At 71.1% G+C, this 21,692-nt stretch carries 16 protein-coding genes; 11 read left to right on the plus strand and 5 right to left on the minus strand.

The window, feature by feature from the left end:
- The first annotated feature begins 79 nt into the window (after window positions 1–79).
- The 4 genes from ACF07V_RS13995 (at window position 80) to ACF07V_RS14010 (ending at window position 3,801) form a co-directional block, all read left to right on the plus strand.
- On the plus strand, window positions 80–700 hold the full coding sequence (locus ACF07V_RS13995; RefSeq protein ID WP_392154009.1) for a winged helix-turn-helix domain-containing protein: 621 nt from the start codon (window positions 80–82) through the stop codon (window positions 698–700).
- Window positions 697–1,968 carry an MFS transporter gene (locus ACF07V_RS14000; RefSeq protein WP_392154011.1) on the plus strand — a complete coding sequence of 424 codons (1,272 nt, stop codon included), beginning with the start codon at window positions 697–699 and terminating at the stop codon, window positions 1,966–1,968. The genes ACF07V_RS13995 and ACF07V_RS14000 overlap by 4 nt, the downstream gene beginning before the upstream one ends.
- A 40-nt stretch (window positions 1,969–2,008) precedes the next feature.
- Entirely contained in the window at window positions 2,009–2,818 is an 810-nt protein-coding gene (locus ACF07V_RS14005; protein ID WP_392154012.1) for an arylamine N-acetyltransferase, read from the plus strand.
- 98 nt (window positions 2,819–2,916) lie between these two features.
- Entirely contained in the window at window positions 2,917–3,801 is an 885-nt protein-coding gene (locus tag ACF07V_RS14010) for a YceI family protein (protein ID WP_392154014.1), read from the plus strand.
- Between the two features lie 18 nt (window positions 3,802–3,819).
- On the opposite strand, the gene ACF07V_RS14015 is transcribed toward ACF07V_RS14010, so the two are convergent.
- Window positions 3,820–4,062 carry a hypothetical protein gene (locus tag ACF07V_RS14015; RefSeq protein ID WP_392154015.1) on the minus strand — a complete coding sequence of 81 codons (243 nt, stop codon included), beginning with the start codon at window positions 4,060–4,062 and terminating at the stop codon, window positions 3,820–3,822.
- Window positions 4,063–4,124: 62 nt separating this feature from the next.
- Here ACF07V_RS14015 and holA point away from each other — a divergent pair, with 62 nt between their 5' ends.
- Complete coding sequence (gene holA, locus ACF07V_RS14020) at window positions 4,125–5,114, plus strand: DNA polymerase III subunit delta (protein ID WP_392154017.1); 990 nt, start codon at window positions 4,125–4,127, stop codon at window positions 5,112–5,114.
- A gap of 686 nt (window positions 5,115–5,800) precedes the next feature.
- Here the strand turns inward: holA and rpsT are convergent.
- Window positions 5,801–6,067 (minus strand): 30S ribosomal protein S20, encoded by a 267-nt coding sequence (gene rpsT / locus ACF07V_RS14025; protein WP_188270270.1) that lies wholly within the window; start codon window positions 6,065–6,067, stop codon window positions 5,801–5,803.
- Window positions 6,068–6,252: 185 nt separating this feature from the next.
- Between rpsT and lepA the strand changes: the two genes are divergently transcribed.
- The 4 genes from lepA (at window position 6,253) to hemW (ending at window position 17,240) form a co-directional block, all read left to right on the plus strand.
- Window positions 6,253–8,118 (plus strand): translation elongation factor 4, encoded by a 1,866-nt coding sequence (gene lepA, locus ACF07V_RS14030; RefSeq protein ID WP_391903709.1) that lies wholly within the window; start codon window positions 6,253–6,255, stop codon window positions 8,116–8,118.
- A gap of 182 nt (window positions 8,119–8,300) precedes the next feature.
- The gene (locus ACF07V_RS14035; protein WP_392154020.1) at window positions 8,301–10,178 is read left to right on the plus strand and encodes an AMP-dependent synthetase/ligase; all 1,878 of its coding nucleotides are present in this window, start codon (window positions 8,301–8,303) and stop codon (window positions 10,176–10,178) included.
- 505 nt (window positions 10,179–10,683) lie between these two features.
- Complete coding sequence (locus ACF07V_RS14040; protein WP_392154021.1) at window positions 10,684–15,945, plus strand: AAA domain-containing protein; 5,262 nt, start codon at window positions 10,684–10,686, stop codon at window positions 15,943–15,945.
- Between the two features lie 53 nt (window positions 15,946–15,998).
- On the plus strand, window positions 15,999–17,240 hold the full coding sequence (gene hemW / locus ACF07V_RS14045) for a radical SAM family heme chaperone HemW (RefSeq protein ID WP_392154023.1): 1,242 nt from the start codon (window positions 15,999–16,001) through the stop codon (window positions 17,238–17,240).
- A gap of 58 nt (window positions 17,241–17,298) precedes the next feature.
- Here the strand turns inward: hemW and ACF07V_RS14050 are convergent, their stop codons facing one another.
- From ACF07V_RS14050 to ACF07V_RS14060, 3 genes are all read right to left on the minus strand, one after another.
- On the minus strand, window positions 17,299–17,673 hold the full coding sequence (locus ACF07V_RS14050) for a peptidoglycan-binding protein (RefSeq protein ID WP_392154025.1): 375 nt from the start codon (window positions 17,671–17,673) through the stop codon (window positions 17,299–17,301).
- 124 nt (window positions 17,674–17,797) lie between these two features.
- The gene (locus ACF07V_RS14055; RefSeq protein ID WP_392154027.1) at window positions 17,798–18,610 is read right to left on the minus strand and encodes a DUF3097 domain-containing protein; all 813 of its coding nucleotides are present in this window, start codon (window positions 18,608–18,610) and stop codon (window positions 17,798–17,800) included.
- A 10-nt stretch (window positions 18,611–18,620) separates the two neighbouring features.
- The gene (locus ACF07V_RS14060) at window positions 18,621–19,349 is read right to left on the minus strand and encodes an MBL fold metallo-hydrolase (protein WP_392154028.1); all 729 of its coding nucleotides are present in this window, start codon (window positions 19,347–19,349) and stop codon (window positions 18,621–18,623) included.
- A 146-nt stretch (window positions 19,350–19,495) separates the two neighbouring features.
- On the opposite strand from ACF07V_RS14060, the gene hrcA reads away from it, so the two are divergent.
- Window positions 19,496–20,515: a heat-inducible transcriptional repressor HrcA gene (gene hrcA / locus ACF07V_RS14065; RefSeq protein ID WP_189801870.1), complete on the plus strand. Its 1,020-nt coding sequence runs from the start codon at window positions 19,496–19,498 to the stop codon at window positions 20,513–20,515.
- Window positions 20,516–21,655, plus strand: coding sequence for a molecular chaperone DnaJ (gene dnaJ / locus ACF07V_RS14070; RefSeq protein WP_093876158.1), 1,140 nt, complete (start codon window positions 20,516–20,518; stop codon window positions 21,653–21,655).
- Window positions 21,656–21,692: the final 37 nt, after the last annotated feature.

Below are 21,692 nucleotides of genomic sequence, written 5' to 3' on the forward strand. Positions count from 1 at the left end.
GCTTGGAGGGAGGTGTTTGTCGAGAAGCGCTTGTAAAGGAGTGGTTGTAAAGGAGTCTTTCTAAAGATATCTTTTCATCATGCCGGAGACCAGCGACCAGCAGCCCGGGGGCGAGCAGCCCCGCAGCATCCGACTCACCGACCCGCGCGCACTGCGGGCCTACGCCCATCCGCTGCGGATGACGCTGGTGGGGCTGCTGCGCAGCAGCGGGCCGTTCACCGCCACCCGGGCCGCCGAGCTGACCGGCGAATCCGTGGCCAGCTGCTCCTACCACCTGCGGATACTCGCCAAGTACGGGCTGGTGGAGGAGGCGCCCGGCGGGCGGGGGCGGGAGAAGCCCTGGCAGGCCACCGCCCGGTACACCGAATGGCCGGAGTACAGCGAGGACGCGACGGTCGCCGATGCGGCCGACGCGCTCAGCGCCGCCGTCGCCGAGCGCTACTTCGAGCGGGTCACCCGGGCCATCGAGAACCGGCACCGGCTGCCGAGGGAGTGGCGGGAGGCCGAGCAGTTCGGCGACTCCCTGCTCCACCTCACCCCCGAGGAGCTGGCCGGCCTCGGAGAGCGGATCGACGAACTGCTCCGGCCCTACGAGGCGCGGGGGGCCGACCCGGCCCTCAGGCCCGAGGGAGCTCGGCCCGTCAGCATCCTGCGGATCGCCTACCTGGACCAGGACGTCCCCGACAGCGAAGAGGAGTGACCGAGATGGCCCTCGTGGAACGCATACCGGCGCTGCTGCGCGAGCGGACCTTCCGCCGCTACTGGACCGGGCAGACCGTCTCCCTCGCCGGGGACCAGATCTCGCTCATCGCGATCCCGCTCGCGGCCGTCCTGGTCCTCGGTGCCGACGCCGCGGAGATGGGCCTGCTCAAGACCGCCGAACTCCTGCCGGCCCTCCTGCTCAACCTGCCGATCGGCGCCTGGGCCGACCGGCAGGCCAGTCGCAGGCGCGCCATGATCGTGGCCGACCTCGGGCGGGCGGCGCTGGTCCTGAGCCTCCCCGTCGCCTATGCGCTGGACGCGCTGACGCTCGGCCAGCTGTACGCGGTGGCCTTCGGGATCGGCGCGCTCACCGTGCTCTTCGAGGTCTGCAACGTCACGCTGTTCGTCGCCCTCGTCCCCACCGAGCGCTACGTCCAGGCGAACGCACTGGTCAACGGCAGCCGTTCGATGGCCTGGCTCGCGGGACCCGGTGTCGGGGGCCTGCTGGTGCAGTTCCTCACCGCGCCGTTCGCGCTGGTGGCGGACGCCCTCACCTATCTGGTGTCGGCCGGGTACCTGAGCCGGGTGAAGCCGGTCGAACCGCCGCCGGCGCCCGTGACCAAGGGGCACTTCACCGAGGGGCTGCGCTGGGTGGTCCGGGAGCGCTCGATGCGCGCGCTCTTCGCCGCCGCCGGCACGGTCCAGTTCTTCAACCTCATGTTCCACACCCTCTTCGTGCTCTACGCGACCACCGAACTCGGCATCGGCGCGGGTCTGCTCGGCCTCGTGCTCGCGGCCGGAGCCGTGGGCGGCCTCCTCGGCGCGGCGTGGAGCGGAGCGATCGTCCGGCGGATCGGCATCGGCGGCTCGATCGTCGCCGGCTTCCTCGGATTCACGCTGCCGCTGCTCCTGATACCCCTGGCGGGCGGGCCTCTTCCGCTGGTGGTGGGCGTGCTCTTCGTCGCGGAGTTCCTCTCCTGCGTCGGGGTGATGATGGTGGACATCTCCGTGGGCTCCTTCCAGATGGCGGCGATCCCCGACGCCGTACGGGCGAGGGTCATGGGCGCGTTCCGCACGCTCAACCACGGTTTCCGTCCGCTCGGCGCGCTCGCCGGCGGTCTGCTGGGAACCGCCCTCGGGCTGCGCCCCACGCTGTGGATCGCCACCGCCGGAGCCGTCCTCGCCGTCCTCTGGCTGCTGCCCTCGCCGGTGCCGAAGATGCGGGAACTGCCCGTGAGGGACGGGGAATCGGTGCCCGTCGGGTAACCCGTTGAGGAGTTGATCACCGAGCGGGCAGACTGCCGGAATGACCACACACGAACCTGCCGCCATCGACGCCTATCTGCGCCGTATCGGGGCGGAGCGGCCGGGGCGCGCGGACGCCGCCGCGCTGCGTGAGCTGCATCTGCTGCACCTGAGGACCGTGCCCTTCGAGAACCTCTCCATCCATCTCGGCGAGCCCGTCGTCCTGGACGAGAAGGCGCTGCTCGAAAAGGTGGTCGGCGCCCGGAGGGGCGGGTTCTGCTACGAGGTCAACACGGCGTTCGCCGTGCTGCTGCGGGGGCTCGGCTACGAGGTCGCGCTGCTCCAGGCGCGGGTGATCGGGCCTGACGGGGAGCCGGGGATCCCGTACGACCACATGGCGCTGCTCGTGGAGACGGCGGAGGGGGAGCGGTGGCTGGCGGACGTCGGCTTCGGCGAGCACAGTCACCATCCGCTGGCCTTCGACGCGCGCGACGACCAGACCGACCCGGGCGGGGTCTTCCGGATCGTGGAGACCGCGGATGGCGACCTGGACGTGCTGCGGGACGGGAAGCCGAAGTACCGGCTGGAGCCGCGGCCGCGGGAGCTCGCCGACTTCGCGGCGGGCGCCTGGTACCACCAGACCTCGCCCGACTCGCACTTCCCGCGGTCCCTCATCTGCTCCCGGCTCACCGAGGACGGCCGGATCACGCTCAGCGCCCCGAAGCTGATCACCCGGGCGGGCGGCGAGCGCGAGGAGCGGATTCTCGACGGCGAGGACGAGGTGAGGAGCGCGTACCGGGAGCTCTTCGGGATCGAGTTCGACGTGCTGCCGGCCGTGCGAAGCGGAATCTTTAATTCGGACCCTCGGTAACACTTGCCTCCACTCGCCCCGTTTGCCTCGAACGCCTCAACGGTGATCGAATGCGACTTCGTTGCATAGTGAACGAGTCGCACGGGGGTGCGTGAAGAATGTTCGATCGTCTCTTCGGGAAGCACGCGGCGGGAGCCGCGCGCGGCGGTCCGCTCGCCGGTCTCGCCGTCCCCTCCTCGGCGGGCGTGCTCAGCTGCCGGGTGCTCGACCCCGTGCACGAACCCGTCCGCCAGGCCGAGTTCGTCGTCAGCGACACGGCGGGCCGCAAGGTCCTGGGCGGAGAGACCGACCCGTACGGCACGGTCCTCGCGACCGTGCCGGCGGGCGAGTACAGGGTCGCCGTCACCTCCGAGGGGTACACGCCCTACCACGGCAGCGCCGTCGTCACCGAGGGTCAGCACCAGGGCCTCGGCGACGTGCTGCTCCAGGTCGCGCCGCAGCCACAGCTCCCGGAACCGGGCGACTGGGAGATCGACCCCCTGCACTCGCAGATCGGCTTCACCGCGCGCCACATCGGCCTCGCCCGGATCCACGGACGGTTCAACAGCTTCGCGGGCGCGGTACGGATCGCCGAGCGCATGGAGCACTCAGCGATGCACGTCGTCATCGACGCCGCCTCCATCGACACCGGGGTGCAGATGAGGGACGACCACCTGCGCTCCGGCGACTTCCTCGACGTCGGCGCCTACCCGACGCTGGAGTTCTTCAGCGAGCGCTTCGTCCACAGGGGCGGCAGCCGCTGGGCCGTCACCGGCGCGCTCACCCTCCACGGCGTGAGCCGCACGGTGACCCTCGACACCCAGTACCTGGGCCTCGGGAACGGCCTGGAGGGCGAGACCCGGGGCGCCTGCCGGGCCACCACCGAGCTGCACCGGGAGGACTTCACCCTCACCTGGCAGACGCTGCTCGCGCGCGGGATCGCGGCGGTCGGGTCCAGCATCACGATCGACCTCGACGTCCAGATCGTCCCCAAGAAGGGCTGACGGGCGCCCCCGGCGGTCCTACGGGGCCTCCAGCCAGCCCTCGTACTCGGCGGCCAGCTCGTCCAGCGCCGCCGGGTCGAGGCGGGCGTCCGGGTCCTCCACGACCACCAGCCACTGCGCGTCCTCGGCGTCGTCCTCCCCGGCCAGGGCGTCCCGTACGAGCTGCGGTTCCTCGGCCAGGCCGAAACGGTCGGGGAGTTCCCCGGCGACCTCCTCGGCGGCGTCGCGGTCGGGGAGTACCAGTACGTGTCGTTCACTCACCCCGCCATTCTCGTCCCCTGCGCGGGCGGTGGTGTCAGTGGCCCGTGGGATGCTGGATCGCGATGGCCACCAGAAAGACTTCCCCCGACGACCTCCTCGGCCCCGTGACGCTCGCCGTGGGGCAGGAGGACCTGCTCCTCGACCGAGCCGTCCAGGAGGTGGTGGCGGCCGCGCGGGCCGCCGACGCCGACACGGACGTGCGCGACCTCACCCCCGACCAGCTCCAGCCCGGCGGGCTGGCGGAGCTCACCAGCCCCTCGCTCTTCGCCGAGCGCAAGGTGCTGGTCGTGCGGAACGCTCAGGACCTCTCCGCCGACACGATCAAGGACATCAAGGCGTACCTGGCCGACCCGGTCGAGGACATCTCGCTCGTCCTGCTCCACGCCGGCGGCGCCAAGGGCAAGGGACTGCTCGACGCGGCGCGCAAGGCCGGGGCCCGTGAGGTCGCCTGCCCGAAGACGACGAAGCCGGCGGAACGGCTGACGTTCGTACGGCAGGAGTTCCGGGCGCTGGGGCGGTCGGCCACGCCCGAGGCCTGCCAGGCGCTCGTGGACTCGATCGGCAGTGATCTGCGGGAGCTCGCGTCCGCGGTCTCCCAGCTCACCGCCGACGTGGACGGGACGATCGACGAGGCCGTCGTCGGGCGGTACTACACGGGCCGCGCCGAAGCCTCCTCCTTCAACGTCGCGGACCGCGCCGTCGAGGGGCGGGCGGCCGAGGCCCTGGAGGCCCTGCGCTGGTCGCTCTCGACCGGGGTCGCGCCCGTGCTCATCACCAGCGCGCTGGCCCAGGGCGTACGGGCGATCGGCAAGCTCTCCTCCGCCCGCGGCGGGCGGCCCGCCGACCTGGCGCGGGAGCTGGGCATGCCGCCCTGGAAGATCGACCGCGTGCGGCAGCAGATGCGTGGCTGGACACCCGACGGGGTGTCGCTGGCGCTGCGGGCGATCGCGGAGGCGGACGCGGGGGTGAAGGGCGGGGGCGACGACCCGGAGTACGCCCTGGAGAAGGCGGTGGTCGCGGTGGCGCGGGCGGCGAGGATGCGGCGCGCCTGAGGCCTTGCGGGGGCCGTGCGGGGGGCCGTGCGGCGTGGCGGTTCGGCGTCGGTGCGGGGGGCCGTGCGGCGCGGGCGGTTCGGCGTCGGTGCGGGGGGCCGTGCGGCGCGGGCGGTTCGGCGTCGGTGCGGGGGGCCGTGCGGCGTGGCGGTTCGGCGTCGGTGCGGGGGGCCGTGCGGTGCGGGCGGTTCGGCGTCGGTGCGGGGGGCCGTGCGGGTGGTCGGCGTCGGTGCGGGGTCGGGTGGTGCGCGTCCGGAGGGTCCCCCACCCCGCCCCGTCCCGAAACCCTGCCGGGGCTGGTGGGGGCTGAGGTCCGGTTCCTCCGGGGGCTCCGCCCCGGACCCCGCACCAAGACGGCAGCCGGCCCCCGAGGGGGCCGGTCTGTTCCGCGGTGCCACCAGGCACCGAAGGCTGCCTCGCGCGTCAGCTTCGCGTCGCCGAGGCGGGCCCGAAGCGTGGCCGTCCAGCCGCGCCTCCCGCTACCGGCCCCCGCGAGGGTCGCCCCCTTCCGCCCCGCACACGGCGAAGGCCCCGCTGCTCCTGGGGAAGGAGGCAGTGGGGCCTTCGGCGTTGTTCCTGGTGGGCTCGCGCCCGCGTGGCGAACGCGTCCGTGCGCGAGTCCGGGTGGCCGGGCGGGAGCGGGGTAGAGGGCCCGCTGAGTCCCGTACGGCCGATCACATCAGAGCTCAGCCCTGGAGGGAGGCAACCTTGGTGGCCAGCGCCGACTTCTTGTTGGCGGCGGCGTTCTTGTGGATGACACCCTTCGAGACAGCCTTGTCGAGCTGACGCGAGGCGGCGCGAGTGGCAACGGTGGCCTTCTCGAGGTCGCCGGCGGCGACAGCCTCACGGGCCTTGCGGATCGCGGTCTTGAGCGAGGACTTGACGGCCTTGTTGCGCAGGCGCGCCTTCTCGTTCGTCTTGTTCCGCTTGATCTGGGACTTGATGTTCGCCACGAAAAGAGCCTTTACAGGTTCGATGTTCCTTCTGGATGCGCCCCGCAGCTGAGAGGGCATGCGAGACACAGCTGTCCACACTATCAGTCACTCTCGGGACCGCCCAAACCGGGCGCAGGGCGGCGGGCATGGGACCATGGTGTCTACGTATCCGTTCTGAACATCGCCCGAGACGAGATCCCTGCGTGCCCGCGACTCCTACCAACGTGCCCGAGCCGAGCCGTACCGACCCGGCTCTGATCCGCAACTTCTGCATCATCGCGCACATCGACCACGGCAAGTCCACGCTCGCCGACCGGATGCTCCAGCTGACCGGTGTGGTCGACCAGCGGCAGATGCGTGCCCAGTACCTCGACCGCATGGACATCGAGCGGGAGCGCGGCATCACGATCAAGTCCCAGGCGGTCCGGCTGCCGTGGGCGCCGACCGAGGGGCCGGCTCAGGGCAGTACGCACATCCTGAACATGATCGACACCCCCGGGCACGTCGACTTCACGTACGAGGTCTCGCGGTCCCTGGCGGCCTGCGAGGGCACGATCCTGCTCGTCGACGCCGCGCAGGGCATCGAGGCGCAGACTCTCGCGAACCTGTACCTCGCGATGGAGAACGACCTCACGATCGTTCCCGTGCTCAACAAGATCGACCTGCCGGCCGCCCAGCCCGAGAAGTTCTCCGAGGAGCTGGCCAACCTCATCGGCTGCCAGCCGGAGGACGTCCTCAAGGTCTCCGCGAAGACCGGCATGGGCGTCGAGGCGCTGCTCGACCGCGTGGTCCGGGACGTTCCGGCGCCCGTCGGTGTCGCCGACGCCCCCGCCCGCGCGATGATCTTCGACTCCGTGTACGACTCGTACCGGGGTGTCGTGACGTACGTCCGAGTCGTCGACGGGCAGCTCAACAAGCGTGAGCGCATCCGGATGATGTCGACCGGCGCCACCCACGAGCTGCTCGAGATCGGCGTCTCCTCGCCCGAGATGACGTCGTCCGACGGTCTCGGCGTCGGCGAGGTCGGCTACATCATCACCGGTGTGAAGGACGTCCGTCAGTCCAAGGTCGGTGACACGATCACCTCCCTGAACCAGGGCGCCACCGAGCCGCTCGGCGGTTACAAGGACCCGAAGCCGATGGTCTTCTCGGGCCTCTACCCGCTGGACGGCTCCGAGTACCCGGACCTCCGCGAGGCCCTCGACAAGCTGCAGCTCAACGACGCCGCTCTGGTCTACGAGCCGGAGACCTCCGCGGCCCTCGGCTTCGGCTTCCGTGTCGGTTTCCTGGGGCTGCTGCACCTCGACGTCATTCGTGAGCGGCTCGAGCGCGAGTTCGGGCTCGACCTGATCGCCACCGCGCCGAACGTGGTCTACCGGGTCGTGATGGAGGACGGCAGCGAGCACACCGTCACCAACCCGAGCGAGTTCCCCGAGGGCAAGATCAGCGACGTGTTCGAGCCCGTCGTGCGCGCCACGATCCTCGCCCCGAGCGAGTTCATCGGCGCGATCATGGAGCTCTGCCAGACCCGCCGCGGCACCCTGATCGGCATGGACTACCTCTCCGAGGACCGGGTCGAGATCCGCTACACCCTGCCCCTCGCCGAGATCGTCTTCGACTTCTTCGACCAGCTGAAGTCCAAGACCCGCGGTTACGCCTCCCTCGACTACGAGCCCACCGGCGAGCAGGCCTCCAGCCTGGTCAAGGTCGACATCCTGCTGCACGGCGACAAGGTCGACGCCTTCTCGGCCGTCACCCACAAGGACGCCGCGTACGCCTACGGTGTCCGGCTCGTCGCCAAGCTGCGCGAGCTCATCCCGCGGCAGGCCTTCGAGGTGCCGATCCAGGCCGCCATCGGTTCCCGGGTCATCGCCCGCGAGACCATCCGCGCCATCCGGAAGGACGTCCTCGCCAAGTGCTACGGCGGTGACATCTCCCGTAAGCGGAAGCTGCTGGAGAAGCAGAAGGAAGGCAAGAAGCGCATGAAGATGGTCGGCTCGGTGGAGGTGCCCCAGGAGGCCTTCATCGCCGTCCTGTCGAGCGACGAGTCCTCCGGCAAGAAGAAGTAGCCGGACAGGAGTAGCTGCCTTATGCACCGAATGGGCCCACGTGCGGAGCGCACGTGGGCCTGTTCGTTATCCAGGGGCCCTTACGTGGCAGCATTCCGGCCTCTACTCTGATCCCGGCTCGAAGGTTACTCGCCAGTTAGTTACGAACCACCAGAAGGCACCGCCGCCGCCCGGAGGACGTCGTGAGCGACACACAGACCCAGATCGAGAATCGGCCGCCCTCCGTGGCGTGCCTCTTCCTTGAGCGCGTCGAGCGGACCCCGGATGCGGAGGCCTACCGCTACCCGGTTCCCGCCGCCTCCGGCGCCGGCCCGGACGACTGGAAGTCGCTCAGCTGGGGACAGGCCGCCGAGCGGGTCTACGCGATCGCCGCCGGCCTCGTCGACCTCGGCGTCCAGCCCGAGGAGCGCGTCGCCCTCGCCTCCTCCACCCGGGTCGAGTGGATCCTCGCCGACCTCGGCGTGATGTGCGCGGGCGCGGCGACCACCACGGTCTACCCGCAGACGAACGCCGAGGAGTCGGCGTTCATCCTCTCCGACTCCGAGTCGAAGGTCCTCATCGCCGAGGACGCCGCCCAGCTGGCCAAGGCCGTCGAGCGCCGCGCCGAGCTCTCCGACCTCCGTCATGTCGTGGTCGTCGACGCCGGCGGCGTGGAGACCGACGGTGACTTCGTCCTCTCCCTCGCCGACCTGGAGGCGCGGGGCAGGGCCTATCTGGAGACGCACCCCGAGGCCGTCAAGGAGCGGGTCGCCGCGATCACCTCCACGCAGCTCGCCACCCTCATCTACACCTCGGGCACCACCGGCCGCCCCAAGGGCGTCCGCCTCCCGCACGACAACTGGTCGTACATGGCCAAGGCCATCGCCGCCACCGGCCTCGTCACCCAGGACGACGTCCAGTACCTGTGGCTGCCGCTCGCCCACGTCTTCGGCAAGGTCCTCACCTCCGGCCAGATCGAGGTCGGCCACGTCACCGCCGTCGACGGCCGCGTCGACAAGATCATCGAGAACCTTCCGGTGGTCCAGCCGACCTACATGGCGGCCGTGCCCCGCATCTTCGAGAAGGTCTACAACGGGGTCGCCGCCAAGGCCCGCGCCGGCGGCGGCGCCAAGTACAAGATCTTCCAGTGGGCCGCCGAGGTCGCCCGCGCGTACGCCAAGGCCACGCAGGACAACTTCCGCCGCACCGGCACCGCCTCCGCGCCCTTCGGCCTCTCGGCGAAGCACAAGGTCGCCGACGCCCTCGTCTACGGCAAGATCCGCGAGGCCTTCGGCGGCAACCTGCGCGCCTGCATCTCCGGCTCCGCCGCCCTCGCCCCCGAGATCGGCTACTTCTTCGCCGGCGCCGGCATCCACATCCTGGAGGGCTACGGCCTCACCGAGTCCTCCGCCGCCTCCTTCGTGAACCCTGGCGAGGCCTACCGCACCGGCACCGTCGGCAAGCCGCTCCCCGGCACCGAGGTCCGGATCGCCGACGACGGCGAGATCCTGCTGCGCGGCCCCGGCATCATGGAGGGCTACCACGGCCTGCCGGAGAAGACCGCCGAGGTCCTGGAGTCCGACGGCTGGTTCCACACCGGTGACATCGGCGAGCTGTCCGCCGACGGCTACCTCCGGATCACCGACCGGAAGAAGGACCTGATCAAGACGTCCGGCGGCAAGTACATCGCGCCGGCCGAGGTCGAGGGCCAGTTCAAGGCCGTCTGCCCCTTCGTCTCGAACATCCTCGTCCACGGCGCCGACCGGAACTTCTGCACCGCCCTCATCGCCCTCGACGAGCCCTCCCTCCTCGGCTGGGCCGCCGAGCACGGCCTCGGCGGCAAGTCGTACGCGGAGGTCGTGGCCGCCCCGGAGACCGTCAAGCTCATCCAGGGCTATGTCGACCGCCTCAACGAGGGCCTCCAGCGCTGGCAGACGATCAAGAAGTTCCGCCTGCTGCCGCGCGACCTCGACATCGAGCACGGCGAGCTCACCCCGTCCCTGAAGCTGAAGCGGCCGGTCGTCGAGCGCGAGTACAAGGACCTCATCGAGGAGATGTACACGGGGTCGCGGGAGTCCTGACCCCAGGGGTTCGGGGCGTGCCTTCTCGAGCGAACGGCGGGATCAGGAAACCGGAACCCCGCTGCCGCGGCTGACACTTAGGATCTCCGCAAGATCTTCAGGTTGGTCGTTCGTCAGCGAGGTAACCGTGTCAGACCCCGCCGTTGTACCCGAGGACGCTGCGCGCGTCCGGCAGATCTTCCGTTACCTCGCCGAGGTGGGCGGAAGCCGGACGAAGCCCGTGCGCCACGACGACGGGGCGAGGCACGCCCTCTGGTTCGGTGAGCTCCCGCCGCAGTTCCAGGACTTCCTCCGGGGGCCGGTCGGGGGCGACCGGCCCCTGTGGCTGAGCGCGGACCGCCCGCTGGTCGCCCAACCGCCCGCCCCGCCCCAGCCACTCGCCACCTGGCTGGAAGCGGCCCACATACGCGAGTCGGAGCGCGACGAGGCCCCGCGGCCCCGTGCCACCGCGGAGGTCTCCGTCTCCGAAGTGACCCCCGACGGCAGCACTCTCACACGCCTCGCCATGACCACCCTCGACGCCTACCACCGGCGGGACGAGGTGCTGGCCCAGTACGAAGACTGGGAACCGCTCTGGACCGGCTGGGCCCGGCACGACCGTGCCATGAAGCCGGTGGTACGGGCCTACGACCGCCTCTACCGTGTTCACGAGGACGTCAGCGACCTCGGCGAGAGCTTTGAACTCCTTCTCGGCCTTGGCCATCTGACCTGGCAGTCGGGCGACGAACCCGTCCGGCGTCACCTCGTCACTTGCCGGGCGGTCATCGCCCTCGACCCGGACACCGGCACCATCACCGTCGGCCCGGATCCCGAGCACGGAGCCTTCGTCCTGGACGAGTCGATGCTCGACGCCGACCAGAAGGCCCGGGCGCACACGCGGGAACTCGTCCTCAAGGATCTCGAAGCGTCCGGCGACGCCACTGAACCGGACGGCTGCGAACTGCTGCACCGTGCTCTCAACACCTGGGCGATCGCGGCCCACCAGTCGGGAGAATACGTCCCCGACCCTGCCCGCCCCGGCCGGAGCGGCCAGAGAACCGCACCCGTCGTCCACTTCGCACCGGTTCTCCTCCTGCGTGAGCGGACCCGCCGCAGCATGCAGGAAGCCCTCCAGGGCATCGCCCGCCTCATCGAGCACGGAGCCGAGCCGACCCGGCTGCTGCGGGCGATCGCGGGGACCGACGACACAGCCCCGCTCGATGAGTCCGGTCGCCCCGACAGCCAGGACCGGAGCGGAGAAGGGACCCCGCCGCAGGAGCTCTACTTCGCTCTGCCCTCCAACGATGAACAGCGCACGATTGCCGAACGGCTGCGGGACCGCAGCCTCGTCGTGGTCCAGGGACCGCCCGGCACCGGCAAAACGCACACCATCGCCAACCTCGTCACCGATCTGCTCGCCCACGGACAGCGCGTGCTGATCACCAGCCACACCTCGAGGGCCCTCAGGGTCCTCAAGGAGAAACTTCCCGTCTCCGTGCGAGAGCTCTGCGTGAGCCGCACGGACGAACTGACGGCCCAACAAGAACTGGAGCAGTCGGTCAAGGCGATCCTCGACCGGCAGGGCGAGTTCTCCCCGCGCGACTACGAGCGGCGTATTCAGGGCCACGAGGAGAAGCTGCGCGCCGCCCGCTCCATCCAGGCCGGCTCCCTCAAAGAACTTCGCGCGATCCGCGAGCGGGAGACCTACCGCCATCCCGTGGGCATCGGCGAATACCAGGGCACGCTCGCACAGATCGCGAGCCGCCTCCACGACGAGCGTCCCGCTCATGCGTGGATAGGCACCGTTCCCGCCCCGGAACCCCTCATAGGTGTAGAGACGCTGGCCGAACTCCGGCGGGCCTCCCTCGCCTTCACCACACGGCACCGGGCCCTGGCCGCTTCCATCTCCGCGAAGCTTCCCGCGGCACAGCAGCTCCTGTCCGGACCGGAGTTCGCCGAGGCCGTGGCCTCCGTCCGAGCCGCGGAGGCCGATCTGGCCGTCCTGCGGGAGGCGCCGCAGGCGTCGGGCCTCGACGGGACCGTCTCAGGTCTGCCCGTGGACCGGCAGGAAAGCCTTGCGCGGGCACTGGACGACTTCCTCACGGCCACGGCCGAGAGCGCGCAGGAACATGCGCCGTGGTTCGTCACGCTACGCGGGGAAGCGCTCGACGGAAGGGAACACGAAGTCAGGGACCGGTTCGACCGTTCCCGCGCCGCCCTGGAAGCGGCCGGGGAGGCCGCGGACTCCTGCGGGAACGCCCTGGTCAGCGGCTTGGAGACGCTGACCGTGGCGGACGCGCTCGGCCTGGCCGCCACTCTCCGTGACGGCCTGGAAGCGGGAGAGCGACTCCGTGGCCCCCTCGGCCTCAAGACCCGGCTGCGCAAGGCGGTCGGGGACTTTCCGGAGACCGTGAAGGTCGACGGGCAGGCCGTGCAGACCCAGAGCGCTGCCGAGACCGTGCTCCAGCGCGTACGCCTGGAACGCCATCTCCAGGAGACCGAGGAAGAGTACGGGACCGTTGAGCCCTGGCAGCCTCCCTCCCGCAGGCTGGCGCGGCTCCGGCAGCAGGTCCAGAGCCTGGAGACCCTGGTGACACTGGCCGATCGCCGCACGGCGCTCGTGCGCGCGGCATCGGGCACCTCCGGCTTGGCAGGCCTCGCCTGGCAGCACGACGAGCCCCGGACGACCGTGGCGGCGCTGCTGCGCGCCCACGCCGCCAGCCGCAAGGCCGCTGCACCGCGACGGCAGCTGGAGGAGACCGCCTCCGCCCTCAGCGCCGCCGCCCTGAGGCGCGGCGCTCCGCCGGCAGTGGACCGCGCCCGGCGAGCCGCCGAGGGTGGGGACGTGAAGGCGTACGCCGAGGCGATCGGGGAGCTGGAGGAACTGCGGGAGGCGCTGGCCCGCAAGCACGCCTGCGACCTGGCCTACTCCGCGGTCGCCGACTGTCTGCCCGAACTCGCGGACCAGTTGGAGGCGGAAGCCGAGTCTCCCGTCTGGGACGAGCGGCTGCGCCGCTACGAGGAGGCGTGGGCCTGGTCGGCCTGGTTCCTCCGGATGGAGGAGCTGACCGACCCTGCTGCCGAGAAGCGGGCCCTGGCTCGCCTCTCCCAGGCCGACGCCGACATCCGCATCGGTCTGGAGCGGCTCGCGGCCGACAAGGCCTGGTACGGCTGTCTCTCCCGGCTGACCGACGACCAGGCTGTCGCCCTCACCTCGTACCAGCAGAGCGTCCGACGGCTGGGCAAGGGAACCGGGAAGTACGCGCATCGGTACCGGCAGCAGGCCAGGGAGAGCCTCAAGGCGAGCCAGGAGGCGGTCCCGGCGTGGATCATGCCGCTGCACGCGGTCACGGATACCGTCCCGATGGACCGGTCCGGTCGCTTCGACGTGGTCATCATCGACGAGGCGAGCCAGTCCGGCCCCGAGGCGCTGCTCCTGGCCTGGCTCGGCGCCAAGATCGTCGTGGTGGGTGACGACAAGCAGGTCAGCCCGGCCAATGTCGGGATCGACCACGACGAGCTCTTCGCCATCCAGGGCAGGGTGCTCAGCGGTCTCCCCGACTTCCGGCGCAGTTTGTTCGCGCCCACGGCGAGCTTCTTCGACATCGCCTCCGGCCTGGCCGGTGGTCGCGGGCGCCTCATGCTGCGTGAGCACTTCCGCTGTATGCCCGAGATCATCGGCTTCTCGAACGAGCTCTGCTACGGCGGCAAGCTCCAGCCGCTTCGGCAGTACGGTGCCGACCGGCTGCCTCCGCTCCGCTCGGTCCACGTGGCCGACGGCTACGTGGAGGGAGTCGGACAGAAGCAGGTCAACCGGCCGGAGGCCGAGCGTCTGGCGGAGACGGTGGTCCGGTGCATCGAGGATCCCGCGTACGCGGGCCGCACCATGGGGGTGATCACGCTCCTTGGGCAAGGCCAGAAGTACCTCGTCGAGGACCTGCTCGCCGATCGCGTCCCGCTCGACGAGCGGCAGCGGCGCCGTCTCCGGGTCGGCAGCGCGGAGGAGTTCCAGGGCGATGAGCGGGACGTCGTCTTCCTCTCCGCGGTGGCTTCGTTGACCGGGCCCGAGGGACCGCGCAGGATCGGTTCGTACAGCAGCACGCTGTCCCAGCAGCACATCAACGTGGCGGCTTCCAGGGCTCGGGACCAGGTCTGGCTCTTCCACAGCGTCACATTGACCGAACTCGCCGAGTCGGACTTCCGGCGCCGGTACCTCGACTGGTTCTCTCGCCCCGCGGAGCAGCTGGACGGATCGGGTCTTGGCGACGTCACGGCCGACGAGCCCCATGAGGCCTTCGACAGCCTCTTCGAGCAGCGGGTCTTTCTGGCCCTGCGGAGTAGGGGCTACCGGGTCCGTCCGCAGTATCCGGCCGGGCGGTACCGCATCGACCTCGTTGTCGAAGGCGGTACACGGCGACTCGCCGTCGAGTGCGACGGGGACGCCTACCACACCGAGGAGAACGCGGACGCGGACGCGGCCCGGCAGCGCGAGCTGGAACGGGTCGGCTGGACATTCGTACGGATCAGAGGAAGCCGCTACTTCCTCGATCCGGAGAAGGCTCTGGAACCCCTGTGGGCCGAGCTCGACAGACTGGGCATCGAGAAGGCGACGAGCGGATGGGCAGCCGTTGCGGGCGTTGCCACAGCTGTACTCGACGAGACGCCGCTCCTTCCTTCCCAGTCCGAAGCCGCACGCGTGTCTGAGGCCGAGCAGGCACCGCCACTTCCGCGCGTGCGGACAGGGGAGCCGGTGGCTTCGCAGCAGAGACCCAAGGGCTCCTCGCAGTCGCAGTCGCAGCCGATGACGCCTGTCGCTGCCACGACGGGCGAGAGTGAAGACGCGGCGGACAGGCCGCGGTGGACCCTTGATCCCACAGGGTTTCGTACCGTCGCTTGGTTGCGTCGAGGCGAGGTCAACGCGGCGCAGCACGCGTTCAGCATGAGGCGTACGGTCCCCGACGACGAGGATGCCACGGGGTCGGCCCGATTCCTGTCCAAGGCGGGAACGGCCGGCGCCGACCTTGTAGAGGTCGTCAGGGCGGGTGAACCGCTCGTGCGACTCACACAGGACGAGGTGCAGGGGGTCATCCGCGCGGCTGTGGCCAAGACCGATGTTCCGGTTCTCGCGGGCGATCGCCAAGTTGCTCTTGTGCGGTACCACGATCGGCGATCAGCCGAGGCGGTTCGGCACGGCTCCTCCACGGAGCTGCTTCGCCGACCCGCCCGGGAGCCGGAGACCCGAGCGCCCAGGGCGAAGTCCCCGGTGTCGCGAGCGCGGGTCGCCGCGACACCGCCGGTCGTGGCGGACAGCGTTCCCTCGGCCCGAGACCGCCGTATCAGGGTGGACCGGCTGTCCGTCACCGCCTACCGCAGGGTCCAGCGCGAACTGGACAGGATCAGGGACGAACTCGAGAAGCCCCTTCCCGAGGTGGTTGCCGTCGATTCCGCGTCCTGGCGGGCGCAGCAGGCCGGCCGGGAACAGCTGCAGAAGACGCTGCTGGACCGTAAGGAGTTCCTGCGGACGCTCCTGGACGAGGTGGCGGTCGATCCCGGCAGCGGTGGTGGCAGCCTTGTCACGCCGGGTTGCCTGGTTGGAGTGGAGGACCCGGACGACCCCGGTATCACCACGTACGAGATCGCGCTGCGGCCCGGCGAGGAGGCGGAGAAGCTCAGCCCGTACACCCCGCTGGGAGAGGCCCTGCTCTGGAGCGAGGTGGGAGACACCGTCCGGTGGAAAACGGAGGACGGCCGGCGGCACAGCGTGATCGTTCGCTACGTCGACAGCTGACCGGGACGGCAGTGACCCCGGGGGCCGGAGGTTCACCCGGGCAGTACGGGACAATGGATCCCATGCCTTCCGTACTGCCCGATGGTGAGCCCGTGCCCGACGACGGGGCGCTGCCCCCGCGCGCCCTCGAAGGGGCCGGGGAGCGGCCGCTCGGGTTCTATCTGCACGTGCCGTACTGCGCGACGCGCTGCGGCTACTGCGACTTCAACACGTACACGGCGAGCGAGCTGCGCGGTACGGGCGGTGTGCTCGCCTCCCGGGACAACTACGCCGAGCAGGTCGTCGAGGAGATCCGGCTCGCCCGGAAGGTCCTCGGGGACGACCCCCGGCCCGTGCGGACCGTCTTCGTCGGCGGCGGCACGCCGACGCTGCTCGCCGCCGGGGACCTCGTACGGATGCTCGGAGCGATCCGGGACGAGTTCGGGCTCGCGGACGACGCCGAGGTGACGACGGAGGCCAATCCGGACTCCGTGAACCCCGCCTATCTCGCCGAGCTGCGGGACGGGGGCTTCAACCGGATCTCCTTCGGGATGCAGAGCGCCCGGCAGCACGTCCTGAAGATCCTCGACAGGACCCATACCCCCGGGCGGCCCGAGGCCTGCGTCGGGGAGGCGCGGGCCGCCGGGTTCGAGCACGTCAACCTCGACCTCATCTACGGCACGCCCGGGGAGTCCGACGACGACTGGCGGGCCTCCCTCGACGCGGCGATCGGCGCGGGGCCCGACCACGTGAGCGCCTATGCGCTGATCGTCGAGGAGGGGACGCAGCTCGCCCGGCGCATCCGGCGCGGCGAGGTGCCCATGACCGACGACGACGTGCACGCCGACCGGTACCTGATCGCCGACGCGGCCTTCGAGGAGGCGGGCTTCTCCTGGTACGAGGTGTCCAACTGGGCCACCTCCGAGGCCGGGCGCTGCCTCCACAACGAGCTGTACTGGCGCGGCGCGGACTGGTGGGGCGCCGGGCCCGGGGCGCACTCGCACGTGGGCGGCGTCCGCTGGTGGAACGTGAAGCACCCCGGCGCGTACGCCGCCGCGCTCGCGGAGGGGCGTTCTCCCGGCGCCGGGCGGGAGATCCTCGCCGAGGAGGACCGGCGCGTCGAGCGGATCCTCCTGGAGCTGCGGCTGCGGGAGGGCGTCGAGCTGTCGATCCTCAAGCCCGCGGGCCTCGCGGCCTCGCGCAGGGCACTGGGGGACGGGCTGCTCGACCCCGCGTCGTACGAGGCGGGGCGCGCGGTCCTGACGCTGCGCGGGCGGCTGCTGGCCGACGCGGTGGTGCGGGACCTGGTGGACTAGGGGCCCGATCCGAAGCCCCTGCCCCGCCGGTCGGCGGGGCAGGGGCGCGGAGGGCGGGTCAGTAGTGCGTCGGCAGGTAGTCGTAGCACTGGTCCGCGAGCGCCGGGGCCTGGCTCAGGACCTCCATCATCTTGTCGCCCGTGGTGGGCCCGACGATGCCGTCCGCCTGGGAGTCGCCCAGCTTCCACCGCTGGAAGCCCACGACGCCCCACTGCGTCCGCTCGCCCCAGACGCCGTCGATCTCCAGCGGCACCGAGACGGCATGGGCCAGGTTCACCGCGGCCTGCACGCACTTCACGCCCTCGCCCCGGCTTCCGTACGAGAGATACGGGGCGGAGGTGTCGGCACTGGCGGTGCCGGCGCAGGTCACCAGGGCGACGGCGACGGAGGACGTCAGCAGTGCGGCCCTCCTGAGGGTGGGGCGGTGGGACACGGGTTCCTCCAGGCGTGGGGCGGTACGAGTGATCGTTTCCGCACGCTGGCACGTCCGCGTCCGTCCCGGCACGTGTCCCGGTGTCCCGGGACACCGGGACACCGCCTTTCCGGGACGCGCCCGCCTACGGCTCCCGCGGCGCCGTCACGAAGTCGATCAGTTCCTCCACGCGGCCGAGCAGCTCCGGTTCCAGGTCCTTGTAGGACGTCACGCGCTTGAGGATCGCCTGCCAGACCGCGCCCGTGTTGTCCGAGGGCCAGCCGAGGGCGCGGCAGACGCCCGTCTTCCAGTCCTGGCCCCGGGGGACCGCCGGCCAGGCCGGGATGCCGAGGGAGGACGGTTTCACGGCCTCCCAGACGTCGATGTACGGGTGGCCGACGACCAGGACGTCCGGGGAGGTCACCCGGGCGGCGATCCTCGACTCCTTCGAGCCCGGCACCAGATGGTCCACCAGGACGCCGAGCCGGGCGTCCGGGCCAGGGCCGAACTCCGCGACGATCGCGGGCAGGTCGTCGACGCCCTCCAGGTACTCCACGACCACGCCCTCGATCCGCAGGTCGTCGCCCCAGACCCGCTCGACGAGCTCCGCGTCGTGGCGGCCCTCGACGTAGATCCGGCCCGCCCGCGCCACGCGCGCGCGTGCGCCCGGCACGGCGACCGAGCCGGAGGCCGTACGGGTGGGGCGGGACGGAGCCGACACCGGTCGCACCAGCGTCACGACCCTGCCCTCCAGGAGGAAGCCGCGCGGCTCCAGCGGGAAGACCCGGTGCTTGCCGAAGCGGTCCTCCAGGGTCACCGTGCCCGCCTCGCAGCGGATCACCGCCCCGCAGAAGCCCGTGGCGACCTCTTCGACGACCAGGTCGGGGTCCGCCGGGACCTCGGGGACGGGCTTCGGCTTCTTCCAAGACGGCGTCAGGTCCGGGTTGTAGCTGCGCATTTGGGCGACGCTACGACACCTCGAAGCGGCGTGCCAGTTCATCGCGCTGTGCCCGGACGAACGTGGCGTCCACCACCGCGCCGTGCCCCGGTACGTACACCGCCTCCTCGCCGCCCAGGGCGAGCAGCCGGTCCAGGGCGTCGGGCCAGCGGGACGGGATCGCGTCCGGGCCCGCCTGCGGCTCGCCCGACTCCTCCACCAGGTCGCCGCAGAAGACGACCTCCCGCGTGCCGGGGACGCAGAGCGCCAGGTCGTGACCCGTGTGGCCCGGGCCCACGTTCGCCAGGAGGACCTGCCGGTCGCCCAGGTCGAGCGTCCACTCGCCCGAGACCACGTGCCGCGGTGCCACCAGGAGGTCGGCCGCCTCCGCTGCCGCCGCCCCGTCCAGACCCTGCTTCACCGCGTCCGTGCGCAGCTCGTCCCGGTCCCGCACCCGCCGCATCAGCTCGTCCGAGCCCACCGCGCCGAAGACCTCCGCTCCCGCGAACGCCGCCGTGCCGAAGACATGGTCGAAGTGGGGGTGACTGAGTGCGATGTGTGTCACCTTTCGGCCGCCCGTGAGCGCCGCCACCTGTCCCCGCAGTTCGGCGCCCTCGGCCGTCGAGGAGCCCGTGTCGTACAGCAGCACCCCCCGTGTGCCCAGGACCAGCCCGACCGTGGCGTCCCAGCCGGGCAGCCGTCGCCGGCCCACCCCGTCCGCGAGCCGCTCCCATCCGTACGCTTCCCAATCCACGTCCATGGGGCGACGCTAACCGGTGCGGGCGCCGCCTCCTTGCCAGGAGCGATGCCCGCCGCCGTACACTGGCCGGGGGATCGCTGGCACTCGGACAGGGCGAGTGCCAAAAGCGGAGCAACCGGAACGACGACAGCTGGAGGTGCGCCACGATGCTCAGCGAACGCAGGCTCGAGGTCCTGCGCGCCATCGTCCAGGACTACGTCGGGACGGAGGAGCCCGTCGGCTCCAAGGCGCTCACCGAGCGCCACAAGCTCGGCGTGTCGCCCGCCACCGTGCGCAACGACATGGCCGTCCTGGAGGAGGAGGGGTACATCGCCCAGCCTCACACCAGCGCCGGACGCATCCCGACCGACAAGGGCTACCGCCTCTTCGTCGACCGGCTCGCCGGCGTCAAGCCGCTGTCGACCCCCGAGCGGCGCGCCATCCACAACTTCCTCGACGGAGCCGTCGACCTCGACGACGTCGTCGGGCGCACGGTACGACTGCTGGCCCAGCTGACCCGCCAGGTCGCCGTCGTCCAGTACCCCTCGCTGACCCGCTCGACCGTCCGGCACGTGGAACTGCTCTCGCTGGCCCCGGCCCGCCTGATGCTCGTCCTCATCACGGACACCGGCCGGGTCGAGCAGCGCGTCGTCGACTGCGCCGCCCCCTTCGGCGAGACCTCGCTCGCCGACCTGCGGGCCCGGCTCAACAGCCGGGTCGTCGGCCGCCGGTTCGCCGACGTGCCGCAGCTGGTGCAGGACCTCCCCGAGTCCTTCGAGGAGGTCGAGGACCGCGCCACGGTCTCGACCGTGCTCGCGACCCTCCTCGAAACGCTCGTCGAGGAGCACGAGGAGCGGCTGATGATCGGCGGCACCGCCAATCTCACCCGCTTCGGACACGACTTCCCCCTGATGATCAGGCCCGTCCTGGAAGCCCTGGAGGAGCAGGTCGTGCTCCTCAAGCTGCTCGGCGAGGCCAAGGAATCGGGCATGACCGTACGCATCGGGCACGAGAACGCCCACGAGGGGCTGAGCTCCACGTCCGTCGTCTCGGTCGGCTACGGTTCGGGCGGCGAGGCAGTCGCCAAACTCGGCGTGGTCGGACCGACCCGCATGGACTACCCCGGAACGATGGGAGCGGTACGCGCAGTGGCACGTTACGTCGGACAGATCCTGGCGGAGTCGTAAGTGGCCACGGACTACTACGCCGTACTCGGCGTGCGCCGCGACGCTTCCCAGGACGAGATCAAGAAGGCGTTCCGGAGGCTCGCGCGCGAGCTGCACCCGGACGTCAATCCCGATCCGAAGACGCAGGAACGCTTCAAGGAGATCAACGCCGCCTACGAGGTCCTCTCGGACCCGCAGAAGAAGCAGGTCTACGACCTCGGCGGCGACCCGCTCTCGGCCTCCGGCGGCGGTGGCGCGGGCGGCGGCTTCGGAGCCGGTGGCTTCGGCAACTTCTCCGACATCATGGACGCCTTCTTCGGCACGGCCTCGCAGCGCGGCCCGCGCTCGCGCACCCGCCGCGGCCAGGACGCCATGATCCGGCTGGAGATCGACCTCAACGAGGCGGCCTTCGGCACGACGAAGGACATCCAGGTCGACACGGCGGTCGTCTGCACCACCTGTTCGGGTGAGGGTGCCGCGCCCGGCACCTCCGCGCAGACCTGTGACATGTGCCGCGGCCGCGGCGAGGTCTCCCAGGTCACCCGGTCCTTCCTCGGCCAGGTCATGACCTCCCGCCCCTGCCCGCAGTGCCAGGGCTTCGGCACCGTCGTCCCGACCCCGTGCCCCGAGTGCGCGGGCGACGGCCGGGTCCGGTCCCGTCGCACGCTGACGGTCAAGATCCCGGCCGGCGTCGACAACGGCACCCGCATCCAGCTCGCGGGCGAGGGCGAGGTCGGCCCCGGCGGCGGCCCCGCCGGCGACCTGTACGTCGAGATCCACGAGACGCCGCACGAGGTCTTCCAGCGGCGCGGCGACGACCTGCACTGCACGGTCACCATCCCGATGACGGCGGGCGCGCTCGGCACCAAGGTGCCGCTGCAGACGCTCGACGGCGTCGAGGAGATCGACATCCGGCCGGGCACGCAGTCCGGCCAGTCGATCCCGCTGCACGGACGCGGCGTCACGCACCTGCGGGGCAACGGCCGGGGCGACCTGATCGTGCACGTCGAGGTGACGACCCCGAGCAAGCTCGACGCCGAGCAGGAACGCCTCCTGCGCGAACTGGCCAAGCTGCGCGGCGAGGAACGGCCCACGGGCCAGTTCCAGCCGGGGCAGCAGGGGCTGTTCTCGCGCCTCAAGGACGCGTTCAACGGGCGGTAGCGCTTTTGCGTACGGGAAGGGGGCGGCACCCCGGTGC

This window comes from Streptomyces sp. NPDC015661 (assembly GCF_043077765.1).
GTDB lineage: Bacteria > Actinomycetota > Actinomycetes > Streptomycetales > Streptomycetaceae > Streptomyces.

Coding starts and splice junctions, on each gene's coding strand:
- ACF07V_RS14040 (WP_392154021.1), top strand. CDS start 10,684: ATGACCACCCTCGACGCCTACCACCGGCGGGACGAGGTGCTGGCCCAG.
- ACF07V_RS14005 (WP_392154012.1), top strand. CDS start 2,009: ATGACCACACACGAACCTGCCGCCATCGACGCCTATCTGCGCCGTATC.
- ACF07V_RS14055 (WP_392154027.1), bottom strand. CDS start 18,610: ATGCGCAGCTACAACCCGGACCTGACGCCGTCTTGGAAGAAGCCGAAG.
- ACF07V_RS14010 (WP_392154014.1), top strand. CDS start 2,917: ATGTTCGATCGTCTCTTCGGGAAGCACGCGGCGGGAGCCGCGCGCGGC.
- ACF07V_RS14060 (WP_392154028.1), bottom strand. CDS start 19,349: ATGGACGTGGATTGGGAAGCGTACGGATGGGAGCGGCTCGCGGACGGG.
- hrcA (WP_189801870.1), top strand. CDS start 19,496: ATGCTCAGCGAACGCAGGCTCGAGGTCCTGCGCGCCATCGTCCAGGAC.
- holA (WP_392154017.1), top strand. CDS start 4,125: ATGGCCACCAGAAAGACTTCCCCCGACGACCTCCTCGGCCCCGTGACG.
- hemW (WP_392154023.1), top strand. CDS start 15,999: ATGGATCCCATGCCTTCCGTACTGCCCGATGGTGAGCCCGTGCCCGAC.
- ACF07V_RS13995 (WP_392154009.1), top strand. CDS start 80: ATGCCGGAGACCAGCGACCAGCAGCCCGGGGGCGAGCAGCCCCGCAGC.